Genomic DNA, 13,219 nt, shown 5'->3' on the forward strand with positions numbered 1-13,219 from the left:
ACGGTCCGCCCGTCCGAGCCGCCCGGGAAGGTAGTAGGTAACGCGATGTCTCTCACCGCAGCGCAGGTCGGCAGCATCGCGTTCCGGGAGCCGCCCGAGGGCGGGCACGGTTACCACGACGCGGAGGTCGACGCCTTCGTGGTCGAGGCGGCCGGTGAGATGCACCGGCTGGAGGCGGAGAACCAGGCACTGGCCGAACAGTTGCGACAGGCCGACCCGGCCGAACACCTGCGCAGTCTGGAGCAGGACCGGGACCGGGCGCTGGAGCGCGTCGAGATGCTGCGGGCGGAGCTGGAGAAGGCCAGGGCCCGGACGCCGTCGACGCCCGGTGAGGCGCCTCGTCTGCTGGAACTCGCCGAGCAGACCGCCGAGCAGCACATGACCGAGGCCCGCGGGGTGGCGGAGGAACTGCTGCGCAAGGCCTCCACCGAGGCCGCCCGCCTCACCAGCGACGCCGAACTGCGGGCGTCGACGGTGGTGGCCGACGCCCGGCACGCGCACGCCGAGCGGATCTCCGGCCTGGTCACCCGGCGCAGCGAGGCCCTGGCCAGGATCGACTCCCTGTGCCAGGAGGCCCGTGAGCTCCGGGCCGCGCTGATCACCGAGCTGGAGCATCGTCTCCGCGGCATGGACCCGAAACCGTCTCGCCGGTCACCGCGGTGACCAGCTCCTGAAAGAGCTGCCGGTCGGCGGGTGACAGGTGGTCGACGATGCCGGGCAGCCGGGCGGCCACGTCGGCGTAGAGCGCGTCACCGATCTCCTTGCCCAGCGGGGTGCTGGAGACGGTGCAGGCGCGCCGGTCGTGCTCGGAGGCTCCCCGCCGGACCAGGCCGCGCCGCTCGGTGCGATCGACCAGGCCGCTCATGCCGGGTTTGGCCAGGCTCAGCAGGTGGCCCAGCTCGGACATGCCGCGCGGCTGGTCCTTGACCAGGCACAGCAGCTGCGCCTGGGCGGTGGTCAGGTCGTGGTCGGCGCAGATCTGCAGGTAGCGCCGCTGGATCAGCACGGACAGGCACACCAGGGTGTTGCCGAATCCCGGGCCCTCTGTCATGGACGTCATCCTACCTTGCATAAGTTCGTGCCGCGAACTAGTTTAGTTCGTGTCGCGAACTTACGTTTCGTGCCGCGAACTCCATGGAGGGGCATTTCTGATGGCTGACGCCTTCGACTCGTACGACCTGGCCGGCATCAAGCTGGCCAACCGCATCGTGATGGCGCCGATGACCCGCAGCCGCGCGTACGGTGCGGGCAACAGTCCCACCGAGCTGACGGCGACCTACTACGCCCAGCGCGCCTCGGCCGGCCTGATCGTCACCGAGGGTGTGCAGCCGTGCGTCGTCGGCCAGGGCTACACCAACACGCCCGGCCTGCACTCCGCCGAGCAGGTCGAGGCCTGGCGCAAGGTCACCGACGCCGTGCACGCTGAAGGCGGCGTGATCTTCGCCCAGCTGATGCACAGTGGCCGGATCGGCCACCCCAGCCTGCTGCCGGACGGCCTGATCCCGGTCGCGCCGTCCAGCGTCAAGGCGGCCGGGCAGGTGCACACCCACGACGGGATGCAGGACCTCGTCGAGCCCAAGGAACTCACCGACGAGGAGATCCGGGCCACCGTCGCCGACTTCGCCGCCGCCGCCCGGAACGCGATCGCCGCCGGCTTCGACGGTGTCGAGATCCACGGGGCCAACGGCTACCTGGTCCACCAGTTCCTGTCCGACAACGTCAACCGGCGCACCGACGCCTGGGGCGGCTCGGTCGACGGCCGGATCCGGTTCGCCGTCGAGGTGGCCACCGCGATCGCCGCGGCGATCGGCGCGGAGCGCACCGGCATCCGGCTCTCCCCGGCGAACCCGTACAACGACATCACCGAGACCAGCGCCGAGGAGGTCTACCCGGCCCTGGTCGCGGCACTGGCCCCGCTCGGCCTGGCCTATCTGCACCTGGTCGAGGGCGACCGGGAGCTCACCAGGAAGCTGCGCGCCGCCTGGCCGGGCACCTTCATCCTCAACCCGGCCACCCACCCGCAGCCGACCGGCCCGGACGCGCTCGCCCTGATCGAGGACGGCACCACCGACCTGGTCTCCTACGGTGCGCTCTTCCTGGCCAACCCGGACCTGCCGGCCCGCCTGGCCGCCGGCGGCCCGTTCAACACCCCGGACTTCGCCGCGGCCTTCGGCGGCGACCACCGCGGCTACACCGACTATCCGACCCTGGCCGCCTGAGGCCGGCGCCCGCGGCGGTCGCCGGCGACAACCCGGCGGCCGCACCGGTCTCTTGGCCGGACCTAGGCTCCCGAGCCGCCTGAGTCGAGCGGTGCGGCCGCTTTGAGCAGCAGTCTGTAGAGGACCTCCCGCTCGTCGGCGTCGAGCCGCCCGAGGGACTCGGTGGGACGCCGTCGACCGCCTCGCCGCCGGCTTTCCGGAGTTCCTCGCCGGTCGCGGTGAGCTCGTGCTGGACTTTGCGGCCCGCTCCCTCGACTCGTTCGAGGAGCCCGCGGTCGACCATCCGCTTGGCGAGTTCACCCATGGACTGGCCGGTCTGGAAGGTCAGCTCGGCCAGTCGGTGCAGCGAGGCGCCGGGGTTGGCGTGCAGGTGGCGCAAGGTGTCCCACTGCACCAGCGACAGTCCCTCGAACTCACCGTCGCCGAGCGCGGGCAGGGCCACCCCGTCCTGCTGCTGCACGGTGGCGGAGGCCCGCTCACCGTCACCGCCTGGGCCGACCCCGGATCGGCGACCCCGACTTCGGCCGGGCCTTCGCCGCCGCGATCCCCGGCGCGGAGTTCACGATGCTTGCCGGAGCCGGGCACCTGCCCCAGGTCGAGACCCCCGACGCGCTCATCGGGACCATTTGGGCCTTCGCCGACGCGCACGCCGCCAGGAGGCCCGCACACCCTTCGGTGTAGACCCGCGGTGACCGCCTCCGTGCCGACGGGTGATCAGTCGGACCTTCAAGGCGTCAAGGAATCAGACCGACTGGAAGTCCCAGCGCTGGTTCGCGGCCCCCTCGTCCTTGCACTTCCACAGTCCGATGGCGTCACCCGCGCCCAGGTCGAGGCAGAAGCCGCGGACGTCGATCGGCTGCAATTCGAACACGTCCTCCTCCTCGTCGGTCCAGACCCAGGTCCAGTGGTTGGACACGCCGGTCAGGTTGCACGCGGCGACGTGCACGGGCTGGCCGTCCGTGTCGCCGAACACGGTCAGGCACCGTTTCGTGGCCGCGTTGACGAATCGCTGGTCCTCGTGTTCGCCGTCGAAGTCCCACTGTTGCCGGCGGTCACGCGGGTCGCAGGTGGCCTGGGTGGCCCGGTGGTCGGGCCCGCCCGCGTCGGTCAGGCACTTCCGCGACTGCTGGTTGATGATCATATCGAAGTCGGTGCCGGCCCGGGCGGGTGTGGCCCAGAAGGCGCTGGTGAGAAGCCCTGAGGCCACGACGGCACGGGCGAGTAGGTGTTTACGCACGGCTTCATGCTCAGCGACGGACCGGGTGATGTTGGTGTTTCCTGGGAACCGCCGTCCGCAAGCGGTGGAGCGGAATACGGTTTCCCTACGGCGCGGTCGCGCGGTCGCTGTGGTTCCCTGTACCGCTGTCGACCATTTTCCCTGCAAGCGGGCCTTATCAGACAGGAAGCACATAGGCGAACGCAAATGAATCGAGCGACCGAGCCTGCCTGAAGCGTTTCACGGTTGTAGCCGTGCGCTGATCAGCGGGGCGGAGTGCTGTCCCGCAACACCACCTCGACCGGCACGTCGACGGCACCGGGCTCGCCGGTCAGGGCCAGCTCCACCGCCCGCCGGCCCAGATCGCGCAGCGGCACCCGGACCGAGGTCAGCGTCGGGGTGACGTCGCGGGCCGCGTCGATGTCGTCGAACCCGGCGACCGCCACGTCGCGGCCCGGCCGCAAGCCCGCCTCCCGGATCGCGGTCATCGCGCCGATCGCCATCACGTCGTTCACCGCGAAGATCGCCTCCAGATCGCGGGCACCTCCACTGAGCAGGGCGGCGGCGGCCCGGTGGCCACCGTCGCGGTGAAGGTCGGTGGCGATCACGTGGCGATCGTCGAGAAGGATGCCGGCCTGGCGCAGCCCGTCGGTGAAACCACGGCCGCGGTCGTGCGACATCCGGATCCGGTCGTCGCCGTGCAGCAGCGCGAACCGCCGGTAGCCGAGCCCGGCGAGTGCCTGCGCCAGGCGGAACGCGCCACCGTGGTGATCCACGGTCAGGGTCGGGAAGTCCAGGTCGTTGCGGCTCAGCAGCGCCACCCGGCCGCCGGCCCGCCGGTACTGGTCCAGTTCCTCGGCCAGGGCGGCGTAGACCCCGTCGTCGTCGACCCGGCTGCCGGCGATCAGGATCACCCGCGGGCGGCGGCCGCGCAGGGTTCGTACGATATGCAGGCCCATGTCGGGGGAGCGGTCGGTGACCGCCGCGGTCAGGGTGAGGCCGGCTGTGGCCGCGCCCTCGGCGACACCGTCCGCGATCGAGGCGAAGTAGGGATCGTCGACCGCGCCGACGACCAGCGCGACCGTGTTGCTGGAGCCGCGCGCGATGGCCTGCGCCGACACGTGCGGCATGTAGCCGAGCCTTGCCGCGGCGGCCCGCACCCGGGCCACGTTCTCCGCGCGCACGCTGCGGTCGCTGCCGTTGAGCGCCCGGGACGCGGTCGCGTAGGAGACCCCGGCCTCCCGGGCCACGTCGTGCAGCGTCACGGCCGCCGTCCGCTTCTGGTCGGTCACGCCGTGATTCTGGCACGACGGGATACGGTTTCCGTCGCCCGCGTTATCCTTTCGGCTCACGAACCCCTCACGCGGCGTGCCCGTCGCAGTCGGAGAGGACGCCCGGATTGCCGCACCGCGCCAGGGATACCGTCACGCTTCGTGACGTCGCCGCGGAGGCGGGGGTCTCGTTGGCGACGGCGTCGCGGGCCCTCGGCGGCGGCCGGTCGGTCGCCCCGGAGAACGCCCGCAAGGTTCTGGAGGCGGCCACCCGGCTGCGTTACACGGTGGACGCCTCGGCCCGGGCGATGAACCGGGGCAGTGACGCGATCGCCCTGATCGCCGACGACCTGGCCACCCCCGCGGTGGCGGCGGTGGTGGCCGCGATGGAGCGCCGGGCCCGCACGGTCGACGCGTTCGTGACCGTCTCGTCCACCCGGGGTCTGCCCGAGTTGCAGGCCGCGACCATCCGCAACCTGGCCGGGTTCCGCCCGCGGGCGCTGGTGCTGACCAGCACCCGGATCAGCCAGGATCCGGCGGAGACGCGGGTGCTCGACGAGCTGCTGGCCTTCGAGCGCAACGGCGGCCGGGTGATCCTCTACGGCAGCGGCAGCGTGCACCTGCCGTTCGACGCGATCGCCGTCGACGACCGCGGCTCGGCCCGGCTGATGGGCGAGCACCTCGCCCGGACCGGGCACCGGCGGGTGATCATCCTGGCCGGGACGCGGGAGCGGGCGTACGCCGCCGCGCGCACCTCAGGCTACGTGGAGGGCCTGCTCGCCGCGGGCGCCGACGTGCAGGACATCCGGATCGTGAACTGCGAGGTCAGCCGGCAGGGCGGGTTCGACGCGACGGCCCAGCTGATCCGCGAGGGCCTGGGCGGTACGGACGTGCTCGTGGCGATCAACGACACGGTGGCGATCGGGGTGCTGTCCGCCTGCCGGGCGGCCGGGATCGACGTGCCCGGCCAGGTGTCGGTGACCGGGTTCGACGACGTGCCGCTGGCCCGTGACCTGATGCCGGGACTGACCACGATCGCGTTGCCGTTCACCGACATCGGCGTCCGTGCGATCGAGATGGCGATGCGGGAGCGTCCCGCCGAGCCGGCCCGGGAGACCTTCCGGGGCACGCTCACGGTCCGTGGCAGCACCTCGGGGTAAGCGCTTTCCTGCTGGGTGAATTCATCGACCCGAAACACTTGACCGTCCCGTCGTAACGCCGCAGACTCCGGAATACGGTTTCCAAGCCACGAAGGGGGGTCGGGTGAGCGCCATCGGCGAACTCCAACGGCTCAACACCTCCACCGGCGGCCCGCCGCGTAAGCGGGACACCAAAGCCGCCCTGCTGTTCCTCCTGCCCTGGTTCGCCGGGATTCTGCTGATCACCGCCGGCCCCGTCGCGGCGTCGTTCGTCCTGGGCTTCACCGACTACAACCTGATCCAGCCGCCGGAGTTCAACGGCCTGGAGAACATTCAGCGCATGCTCACCGACGAGCGGCTGCACCACTCGCTCGGCGTCACCTTCACGTACGTCTTCGTCTCCGTCCCGCTGCAACTCGCCGCGGCGCTGGGGCTGGCGATGCTGCTCGACCGGGGGATGCGCGGCCTGCCGTTCTACCGGTCGGCCTTCTACCTGCCGTCGCTGCTGGGCTCGAGCGTCGCGATCGCGGTGCTGTGGCGGCAGATCTTCGGTGCCGAGGGCCTGATCAACCAGATGCTCGGCTTCTTCGGCATCGAGGGCACCGGCTGGATCTCCGACCCGGACACCGCACTGTCGACCCTGATCGTGCTGAACGTGTGGACCTTCGGCGCCCCGATGGTGATCTTCCTGGCCGGGCTCCGGCAGATCCCGGTCATGTATTACGAGGCGGCGCAGATCGACGGCGCCGGCCGGTGGACCCAGTTCCGGCGGATCACCGTGCCCCTGCTGTCGCCGATCATCTTCTTCAACCTGGTGCTCCAGATCATCCACGCCTTCCAGTCGTTCACCCAGGCGTTCGTGGTCTCCGGCGGCACCGGCGGTCCGTCCGACTCGACCATGTTCTACACGCTCTACCTCTACCAGCGCGGATTCCACAGCTTCGACATGGGTTACGCCTCGGCACTGGCCTGGCTGCTCCTGCTGATCATCGCCGCGTTCACCGCGGTCAATTTCTGGGCCGCCAAGCGATGGGTCTTCTACGATGACTGACCTGCGAGAGCGCACTCATGAGTTGCCGGCGCCCGTTCCGGAGAAGGCGGTCAAGCTGCCCGGCGCCGGTCGCAGCATCGCCAAGCACACCGGCCTGATCCTGCTCACCCTGGTGATGCTCTACCCGGTGATCTGGATGGTGGTCAGCTCCCTGCGCCCCAACGAGGAGATCTTCCGCTCCCCGGGTGTGCTGCCCGACAGCTTCCGGTTCGAGAACTACAGCGAGGGCTGGACCGCGCTGGCCTCGCCGTTCGGCCACTACCTGATCAACTCGGCGATCGTGGTCCTCGGCTGCATCCTGGGCAACCTGGTCTCCTGCTCGATGGCCGCGTACGCCTTCGCCCGCCTGGAGTTCACCGGCAAGAAGCTGTGGTTCGCGATCATGCTCGGCACCATCATGCTGCCGATCCACGTGATCATCGTGCCGCAGTACGTGATGTTCTCCCAGTTCGGCTGGATCAACACGTTCCTGCCGCTGATCGTGCCGAAGCTGCTGGCCACCGACGCGTTCTTCGTGTTCCTGATGGTCCAGTTCATCCGCGGCCTGCCCCGTGAGCTGGACGAGGCGGCCCGCATCGACGGCGCCGGTCACCCGCGGATCTTCCTCCAGGTCATCCTGCCGCTGATGCTGCCCGCCCTGGCCACCACCACGATCTTCACGTTCATCTGGACGTGGAACGACTTCTTCAGCCAGCTCATCTATCTCACCGACCCGGAGATGTACACCGTTCCGGTCGCCCTGCGCTCCTATGTCGACGCCACCGTCTCGACGTCGTGGGGATCGATGTTCGCCATGAGCGTCGTGTCGTTGCTGCCGATCTTCCTCGCCTTCCTGGTCGGCCAGCGCTTCCTGATCAAGGGCATCGCGACCACAGGTATCAAGTGACACCTCACCCCCGGAGGAATGACATGAGAAAAGTCCTTGTAGGAGCATTGGCCGCACTCCTGCTCGCCGGCTGCGGCGGCAGTGGCGGCGGTGCGGCCGACGGCGACCTGACCAGCGACAAGATCGAGCTGCGCTTCACCTGGTGGGGCTCGGACGCCCGCCACCAGCGCACCCAGCAGGTCATCGACCTGTGGCAGAAGGACCACCCGAACATCACCGTCAAAGGCGAGTTCAAGGAGTGGAACGGCTACTGGGACAGCCTGGCCACGACGGTCGCCGCCAACGACGCGCCGGACGTCATCCAGATGGACGAGCTCTACCTCGCGTCGTACGCCGAGCGCGGCGCCCTGCTCGACCTCGGAACCGCCGGCAAGAACCTGGCCATCACCGACTTCGACGCCAAGGCGCTGGCCACCGGCGCCATCGACGGCAAGCAGTACGGTCTGCCCACCGGCGTCACCACGTACTCCCTGATCGCCAACACCGACCTGCTCGCCAAGTACAACGTCACGCTCCCGGACGACGCGACCTGGACCTGGGACGACCTCAAGAGCGTCGGTGACAGGATCTCCAAGGCCAGCGGCGGCGAGGTCACCGGCCTCCAGTCGTGGGGCTTCGACATCGGCGGCGTGAACATCTGGGCCCGGCAGAACGGCGCGTCCCTCTACGCGCCGGACGGCAAGGTGGCCATCCCGGCCGACATCCTCGCCAAGTACTGGCAGTACCTGCTCGACATCTCCAAGCAGGGCATCGCCCCGCCCGCGTCGGTCAGCGTCGAGCGCGCCGGCGCCGGCCTCGACCAGTCCGGCACCGCCACCAACAAGTCGGCCATCGGCACCTGGTGGAACAGCCAGCTCACCTCCCTGGCCAAGGCCTCCGGCCAGAACCTCAAACTTCTCCGGATCCCCGGCGAGGGTACGGCCACCGGCGCGTACTACAAGCCGTCGATGTTCTGGTCGATCTCGTCGCGGTCCAAGCACCCGGCCGAGGCCGCCGCGTTCGTGAACTTCCTGGCCAACAGCCAGGAGGCCGCCGACATCATGCTGACCGACCGGGGCATCCCGGCCAACACCAAGATCCGTGCCGCGCTGACCGGCAAGCTGGAGGGCACCGACAAGGCCGCCGCCGAGTTCCTCGACTCGGTCAAGGTCGGCGAGGCCCCGCGGGTCACCCCGAACGGCGCCAGCGACGTCGAGGCCATCCTCAAGCGCCACACCGAGTCGGTCCTCTTCGAGCGCGAGACCCCGCAGCAGGCCGCCGAGGCCTTCATCTCCGAGCTCCAGGCCGGCATCGACGCCGCCTGACCCCGGCCCCATCCCCGGCTGGTCGCCTCCGCTGTCTCACAGCGGGTGAGACAGCGGTGAGAGCCAGCCGGTTCTCGTCACCCCGGGGCGGGAGCCAGCCGGTCCTCGTTACCCCCGGCTGGTCGCCACCGCTGTCTCACGGGACGTGAGACAGCGGTGGGAGCCAGCCGGGTTTTCGACTCCAGGAACAGGGAGCCATGTCTCAACCTCGTTACCGCGCGGCGATCGTGGGCGCCGGAGCCATCGCCACCGCGCATGCGCAGGCTCTGCACCACCACGCCGACCGCGTCGCCCTCACCGCCGTCGTCGACGTCGACCCCGACCTGGCCCGGCACTTCGCCGCGAAGTGGAACATCCCCCGCGCCCACTCCGACCTGGACGCCCTGGAGCGGGTCGACCTCGTCCACCTGTGCACCCCGCCGGCCACCCACGCCCCGCTCGCGCTGAAATGCCTCGAGGCCGGCGCGAACGTCCTGGTGGAGAAGCCGCCGACGCTGTCGCTCGCGGAACTCGACAGCCTCGCCGCCGCCTCCGCACGGACCGGTGCGCACGTCGCCACCGTCTTCCAGCACCGGTTCGGCACCGGCGCCCACCGGCTGCGCGACATGATCGCCGCCGGCGACCTCGGCCGCCCCCTGCTGGCCACCTGCGAGACCCAGTGGTACCGCGACGACGACTACTTCCGGGTCCCGTGGCGCGGCCGGTGGGAGACCGAGGGTGGCGGCCCCACCATGGGACACGGCATCCACCAGTTCGACCTGATGCTCTCCATCCTGGGCCCGTGGCAGCAGGTCACCGCGGTCACCGCCCGCCGCGCCCGGGACGTGGAGACCGAGGACGTGTCGATGGCCCTGGTCACGTTCGCCGACGGCACCCTCGCCTCCGTGGTCAACTCGGTCGTCTCACCCCGGCAGACCTCCTCGTTGCGGTTCGACTTCGAGCGCGCCACCGTCGAACTGTCCCACCTGTACGGCTACCGCGACGCCGACTGGACGATCACCCCGGTCCCCGGCCACGAGGACCTGACCACCCGCTGGAACCGGGGCCGCTCGGACTCGGTCAGCGGGCACACCGACCAGCTCGCCGCCGTCCTCGACGCCCTCGACGCGGGCGCCGCGCCGCCGGTGTCGCTGCCGGACACCCGTACCACCATGGAGTTCATCGCCGCCCTCTACGCCTCGGCGGCCACCGGCCGGCCGGTCCGCCGCGGTGAGATCGACCCCGGGCATCCCTTCGCGGGTGCCATGAACGGAGCCGCCCGATGAGGACCCAGGTCGATCACCGGCTGGGCGGTTCGGTCACCGTCTCCGCCGGGCCGGTCACCCTCTTCACGTACGTCTACCGGCCCGGCACCCCGCAGCGGGAGTCGCCGAAGCCGTACCTGCATCCGATCCGCACGCTGTCCGGCGACCTGGTGTCGCTGTACCGCCCGCACGACCACGTCTGGCACAAGGGCATCGCCTGGTCGCTGCCGCACGTCGGCGAGCACAACTTCTGGGGCGGCCCGACCTACGTGCACGGCCGGTCGTACGTGCAGCTGCCCAACAACGGCAGCGCCCTGCACCGCTGCGTCGACACGCTCACCGGCACCGAGTTCGGTCACACCCTGGACTGGGTCTCCGAGCAGGGCGATCCGGTCATCACCGAGCGGCGCACGCTCACCTGGGCGATCGCCGGCGACGTCAGCTGGATCCTCACCTTCACCACCACGATGACCAACGTGTCCGGGGCGACGCTGGCGTTCGGCTCACCGACCACGAAGGGACGGGAGAACGCCGGATACGGCGGGCTGTTCTGGCGGGGGCCGCGGTCGTTCACCGACGGGCTGCTCCAGTCGCCGGCCGGGACCGGGGGCGACGAGTTGCGGGGGAGCCGGGGGCCGTGGTTCGCGTTCCGCGGGCGGCACGACGGCGTGGACCGGGCGTCGACCGTCGTGATCGTGGACGACACCGCCAATCCGCACCATCCGCCGCAGTGGTTCGCCCGTACCGAGGAATTCGCCTGCCTCAACCCCGCGCCCTTCTTCAGCGCGGAGCTGGACCTCGCGGCGGGGGAGTCCGTCACGTTCCGCTATGCCGTCGTGATCGCGGACGGTGACCACGGCGACGCCGGCACCGAGCGACTCGCCGCGCTCGGCGCGGAGGCCCTGACATGACGACCTTTCCCGGCGGTACGTCGGTGAGCCGGCTGGCCGTCTACGCCGACGGGGGCACCCCGCACCTGCACACCGTCTCGACCGAGGCCTACGTGGTGACCGGTGGCACCGGAACCCTGCTGACGCTGGACACCAACGGGCTGCGCGAGACGCCGCTGGCCGCCGGCTCGACGGTCTGGTTCACCCCGGGCACCATCCACCGGGCGGTCAACCACGACGACCTGCGGGTTCTCGTGATCATGTCGAACGCGGGGCTGCCCGAGGCCGGGGACGCGGTGATGACCTTCCCGACGGAGATCGTCGCCGATCCGGATCGCTACCGGGCGGCGGCGCGACTGGACGGCGACCCCGCGGAGGCCGTACGCCGTCGCCGGGACCTGGCCGTCGAAGGGTTCCAGCGGCTGGCCGCGGCGGCCGAGAAGGGCGACCCGCAGCCGTTGGAGGAGTTCTACGACGCGGCGGCCGCGCTGGTCCGGCCGCTGATCGACGGCTGGCGGCGGACCGTCGACGCCACCACCCGGCGGGCCACCGGCATGCTCGACGCCCTCGGCTCCGGCGACGGGGGCCACCTGCGCACCTCGGCCGTGTTCGGTTCACCGCCCGCCGATCCGCCGCGCTGGGGTATGTGCGGCCGGCTCGGCGCCCACGACGTCCACCACCCGATCGTTCTCTCGGAGGGAAATCGATGACCCGTCGCCACGCCGTCGTCGGCCTCGGCCACCGCGCGCAGCTCTACATCGACGCGTTGCTGGGGGAGTGGAGCGACACCGGGGAGATCGTCGCGTTCTGTGACCCCAATCAGACCCGGATGGCGTACCACAACGACCGGATCGCCGCGGCCGGCCGCGCCCCGGTGCCCACCTTCCACCCCGACCGGTACGCCGAGGTACTCGCTCTCGCCGACGCGGTGATCATCACGACGGTCGACGCCCGGCACGCCGACCACGTGTGCGCCGCCCTCGACGCCGGGGTCGACGTGATCGTCGAGAAGCCGCTCACCGTCGACGCCGAGAGCTGCGCCCGGATCGCCGCCGCGGCCGAGCGCAGCGCCGCCCGCCTGATCGTCACGTTCAACTACCGCTACTCGCCGCGCAACAGCGCCGTACGGCGACTGCTCGCCGAGGGCCGCATCGGCCGGGTCACGTCGGTGCACTTCGAGTGGCTGCTGGACACCATCCACGGTGCTGACTACTTCCGGCGCTGGCACCGGGTGAAGGCGAACTCCGGCGGCCTGCTCGTGCACAAGTCCACCCACCACTTCGACCTGGTCAACTGGTGGCTGGGCAGCAGCCCGGAGACGGTGTTCGCGCAGACCGGGCTGCGGTTCTACGGGCCGTCCGGAGCCGGAGCCGGAGCGGGGGTGGCGGCGGCCGGGCTGCCGCGGTCGGCGCGAGCCCACGGCGCGCCCGGTCTGGGCACCGACCCGTTCCTGCTCGACATCACGGCCGACCCGCGGCTCAAGGCGCTCTACCTCGACGCCGAGCACGAGGACGGGTACCTCCGTGACCGGGACGTCTTCAGCGAGGGGATCGACATCGACGACACCATGTCGGTGCTGATCCGCTACGCCGACCGGACGACGCTGACCTACTCGCTCACCGCGTACTCGCCCTGGGAGGGTTACCGGGTCGCGTTCAACGGAACCCGCGGCCGCCTCGAATTGGAGGTGTGCGAGCGGGCATGGACGCCGGCGCACGGGGCGATCGACCCGAGCGCGCTCGACGACACCGGAGGCTTCGAACGACTCACCGTGCAGGAGCACTGGCAGAAGGCCGAGGAGGTGCCGATCGTCAACGGGGCCGGTGGGCACGGCGGAGGCGACAAGCTCCTGCTCGACGACGTCTTCCGTGGAGCAGGCGATGATCCGCTGGCCCGGCAGGCCGGCTATCGCGATGGCATCCGGAGCGTGCTGACCGGAGTGGCGGCAGACCGGTCCGCGCGGACCGGCCTGCCGGTTTCACTGTCCGAGCTGATGTGA

The 13,219-nt window shown here is 70.6% G+C and carries 14 protein-coding genes; 10 read left to right on the plus strand and 4 right to left on the minus strand.

Features of this window, described 5'->3' with window-relative positions; genetic code table 11:
• Positions 1-45 precede the first annotated feature (45 nt).
• Positions 46-663, plus strand: coding sequence for a DivIVA domain-containing protein (locus BC793_RS17435; RefSeq protein WP_109593600.1), 618 nt, complete (start codon positions 46-48; stop codon positions 661-663).
• On the opposite strand, the gene BC793_RS17440 is transcribed toward BC793_RS17435, so the two are convergent.
• Positions 599-1,051, minus strand: a complete 453-nt coding sequence (locus BC793_RS17440) for a MarR family winged helix-turn-helix transcriptional regulator (protein ID WP_158319286.1) — start codon at positions 1,049-1,051, stop codon at positions 599-601. The genes BC793_RS17435 and BC793_RS17440 overlap by 65 nt on opposite strands.
• 100 nt (positions 1,052-1,151) lie before the next feature.
• Between BC793_RS17440 and BC793_RS17445 the strand changes: the two genes are divergently transcribed.
• Complete coding sequence (locus tag BC793_RS17445) at positions 1,152-2,219, plus strand: alkene reductase (protein WP_109593602.1); 1,068 nt, start codon at positions 1,152-1,154, stop codon at positions 2,217-2,219.
• Here the strand turns inward: BC793_RS17445 and BC793_RS17450 are convergent.
• From BC793_RS17450 to BC793_RS17465, 3 genes are all read right to left on the minus strand, one after another.
• Positions 2,143-2,679 (minus strand): MarR family transcriptional regulator, encoded by a 537-nt coding sequence (locus BC793_RS17450; protein ID WP_109593603.1) that lies wholly within the window; start codon positions 2,677-2,679, stop codon positions 2,143-2,145. The two genes, BC793_RS17445 and BC793_RS17450, sit on opposite strands and share 77 nt — an antisense overlap.
• 282 nt (positions 2,680-2,961) lie before the next feature.
• Positions 2,962-3,456 carry an RICIN domain-containing protein gene (locus BC793_RS17460; protein ID WP_158319287.1) on the minus strand — a complete coding sequence of 165 codons (495 nt, stop codon included), beginning with the start codon at positions 3,454-3,456 and terminating at the stop codon, positions 2,962-2,964.
• 242 nt (positions 3,457-3,698) lie between these two features.
• Positions 3,699-4,727 (minus strand): LacI family DNA-binding transcriptional regulator, encoded by a 1,029-nt coding sequence (locus BC793_RS17465; protein WP_203896271.1) that lies wholly within the window; start codon positions 4,725-4,727, stop codon positions 3,699-3,701.
• A gap of 107 nt (positions 4,728-4,834) precedes the next feature.
• On the opposite strand from BC793_RS17465, the gene BC793_RS17470 reads away from it, so the two are divergent.
• The 8 genes from BC793_RS17470 to BC793_RS17505 all read left to right on the plus strand — a co-directional run bounded on the left by BC793_RS17470 (position 4,835) and on the right by BC793_RS17505 (position 13,219).
• The gene (locus BC793_RS17470) at positions 4,835-5,866 is read left to right on the plus strand and encodes a LacI family DNA-binding transcriptional regulator (protein WP_109593605.1); all 1,032 of its coding nucleotides are present in this window, start codon (positions 4,835-4,837) and stop codon (positions 5,864-5,866) included.
• A gap of 103 nt (positions 5,867-5,969) precedes the next feature.
• Positions 5,970-6,896 carry a carbohydrate ABC transporter permease gene (locus BC793_RS17475; RefSeq protein ID WP_109593606.1) on the plus strand — a complete coding sequence of 309 codons (927 nt, stop codon included), beginning with the start codon at positions 5,970-5,972 and terminating at the stop codon, positions 6,894-6,896.
• Positions 6,889-7,782 (plus strand): carbohydrate ABC transporter permease, encoded by an 894-nt coding sequence (locus BC793_RS17480; protein ID WP_109593607.1) that lies wholly within the window; start codon positions 6,889-6,891, stop codon positions 7,780-7,782. The genes BC793_RS17475 and BC793_RS17480 overlap by 8 nt, the downstream gene beginning before the upstream one ends.
• Before the next feature lie 23 nt (positions 7,783-7,805).
• A complete protein-coding gene (locus BC793_RS17485; protein WP_109593608.1) occupies positions 7,806-9,086 on the plus strand; it encodes an ABC transporter substrate-binding protein in 1,281 nt (426 codons plus the stop codon).
• A 197-nt stretch (positions 9,087-9,283) separates the two neighbouring features.
• Positions 9,284-10,351 (plus strand): Gfo/Idh/MocA family protein, encoded by a 1,068-nt coding sequence (locus tag BC793_RS17490; RefSeq protein WP_109593609.1) that lies wholly within the window; start codon positions 9,284-9,286, stop codon positions 10,349-10,351.
• Positions 10,348-11,241: a DUF6807 domain-containing protein gene (locus BC793_RS17495; protein WP_109593610.1), complete on the plus strand. Its 894-nt coding sequence runs from the start codon at positions 10,348-10,350 to the stop codon at positions 11,239-11,241. The genes BC793_RS17490 and BC793_RS17495 overlap by 4 nt, the downstream gene beginning before the upstream one ends.
• Entirely contained in the window at positions 11,238-11,930 is a 693-nt protein-coding gene (locus tag BC793_RS17500; protein ID WP_109593611.1) for a cupin domain-containing protein, read from the plus strand. The genes BC793_RS17495 and BC793_RS17500 overlap by 4 nt, the downstream gene beginning before the upstream one ends.
• Positions 11,927-13,219, plus strand: a complete 1,293-nt coding sequence (locus BC793_RS17505; RefSeq protein ID WP_109593612.1) for a Gfo/Idh/MocA family protein — start codon at positions 11,927-11,929, stop codon at positions 13,217-13,219. The genes BC793_RS17500 and BC793_RS17505 overlap by 4 nt, the downstream gene beginning before the upstream one ends.

The sequence above is a fragment of the Actinoplanes xinjiangensis genome (genome assembly GCF_003148685.1).
Classification (GTDB): domain Bacteria; phylum Actinomycetota; class Actinomycetes; order Mycobacteriales; family Micromonosporaceae; genus Actinoplanes; species Actinoplanes xinjiangensis.

Excerpts from the sequence above, each read along its gene's own strand:
- BC793_RS17505 (WP_109593612.1), top strand. The coding sequence starts at position 11,927 with ATGACCCGTCGCCACGCCGTCGTCGGCCTCGGCCACCGCGCGCAGCTC.
- BC793_RS17490 (WP_109593609.1), top strand. The coding sequence starts at position 9,284 with ATGTCTCAACCTCGTTACCGCGCGGCGATCGTGGGCGCCGGAGCCATC.
- BC793_RS17435 (WP_109593600.1), top strand. The coding sequence starts at position 46 with ATGTCTCTCACCGCAGCGCAGGTCGGCAGCATCGCGTTCCGGGAGCCG.
- BC793_RS17485 (WP_109593608.1), top strand. The coding sequence starts at position 7,806 with ATGAGAAAAGTCCTTGTAGGAGCATTGGCCGCACTCCTGCTCGCCGGC.
- BC793_RS17445 (WP_109593602.1), top strand. The coding sequence starts at position 1,152 with ATGGCTGACGCCTTCGACTCGTACGACCTGGCCGGCATCAAGCTGGCC.
- BC793_RS17500 (WP_109593611.1), top strand. The coding sequence starts at position 11,238 with ATGACGACCTTTCCCGGCGGTACGTCGGTGAGCCGGCTGGCCGTCTAC.
- BC793_RS17480 (WP_109593607.1), top strand. The coding sequence starts at position 6,889 with ATGACTGACCTGCGAGAGCGCACTCATGAGTTGCCGGCGCCCGTTCCG.
- BC793_RS17495 (WP_109593610.1), top strand. The coding sequence starts at position 10,348 with ATGAGGACCCAGGTCGATCACCGGCTGGGCGGTTCGGTCACCGTCTCC.
- BC793_RS17440 (WP_158319286.1), bottom strand. The coding sequence starts at position 1,051 with ATGACAGAGGGCCCGGGATTCGGCAACACCCTGGTGTGCCTGTCCGTG.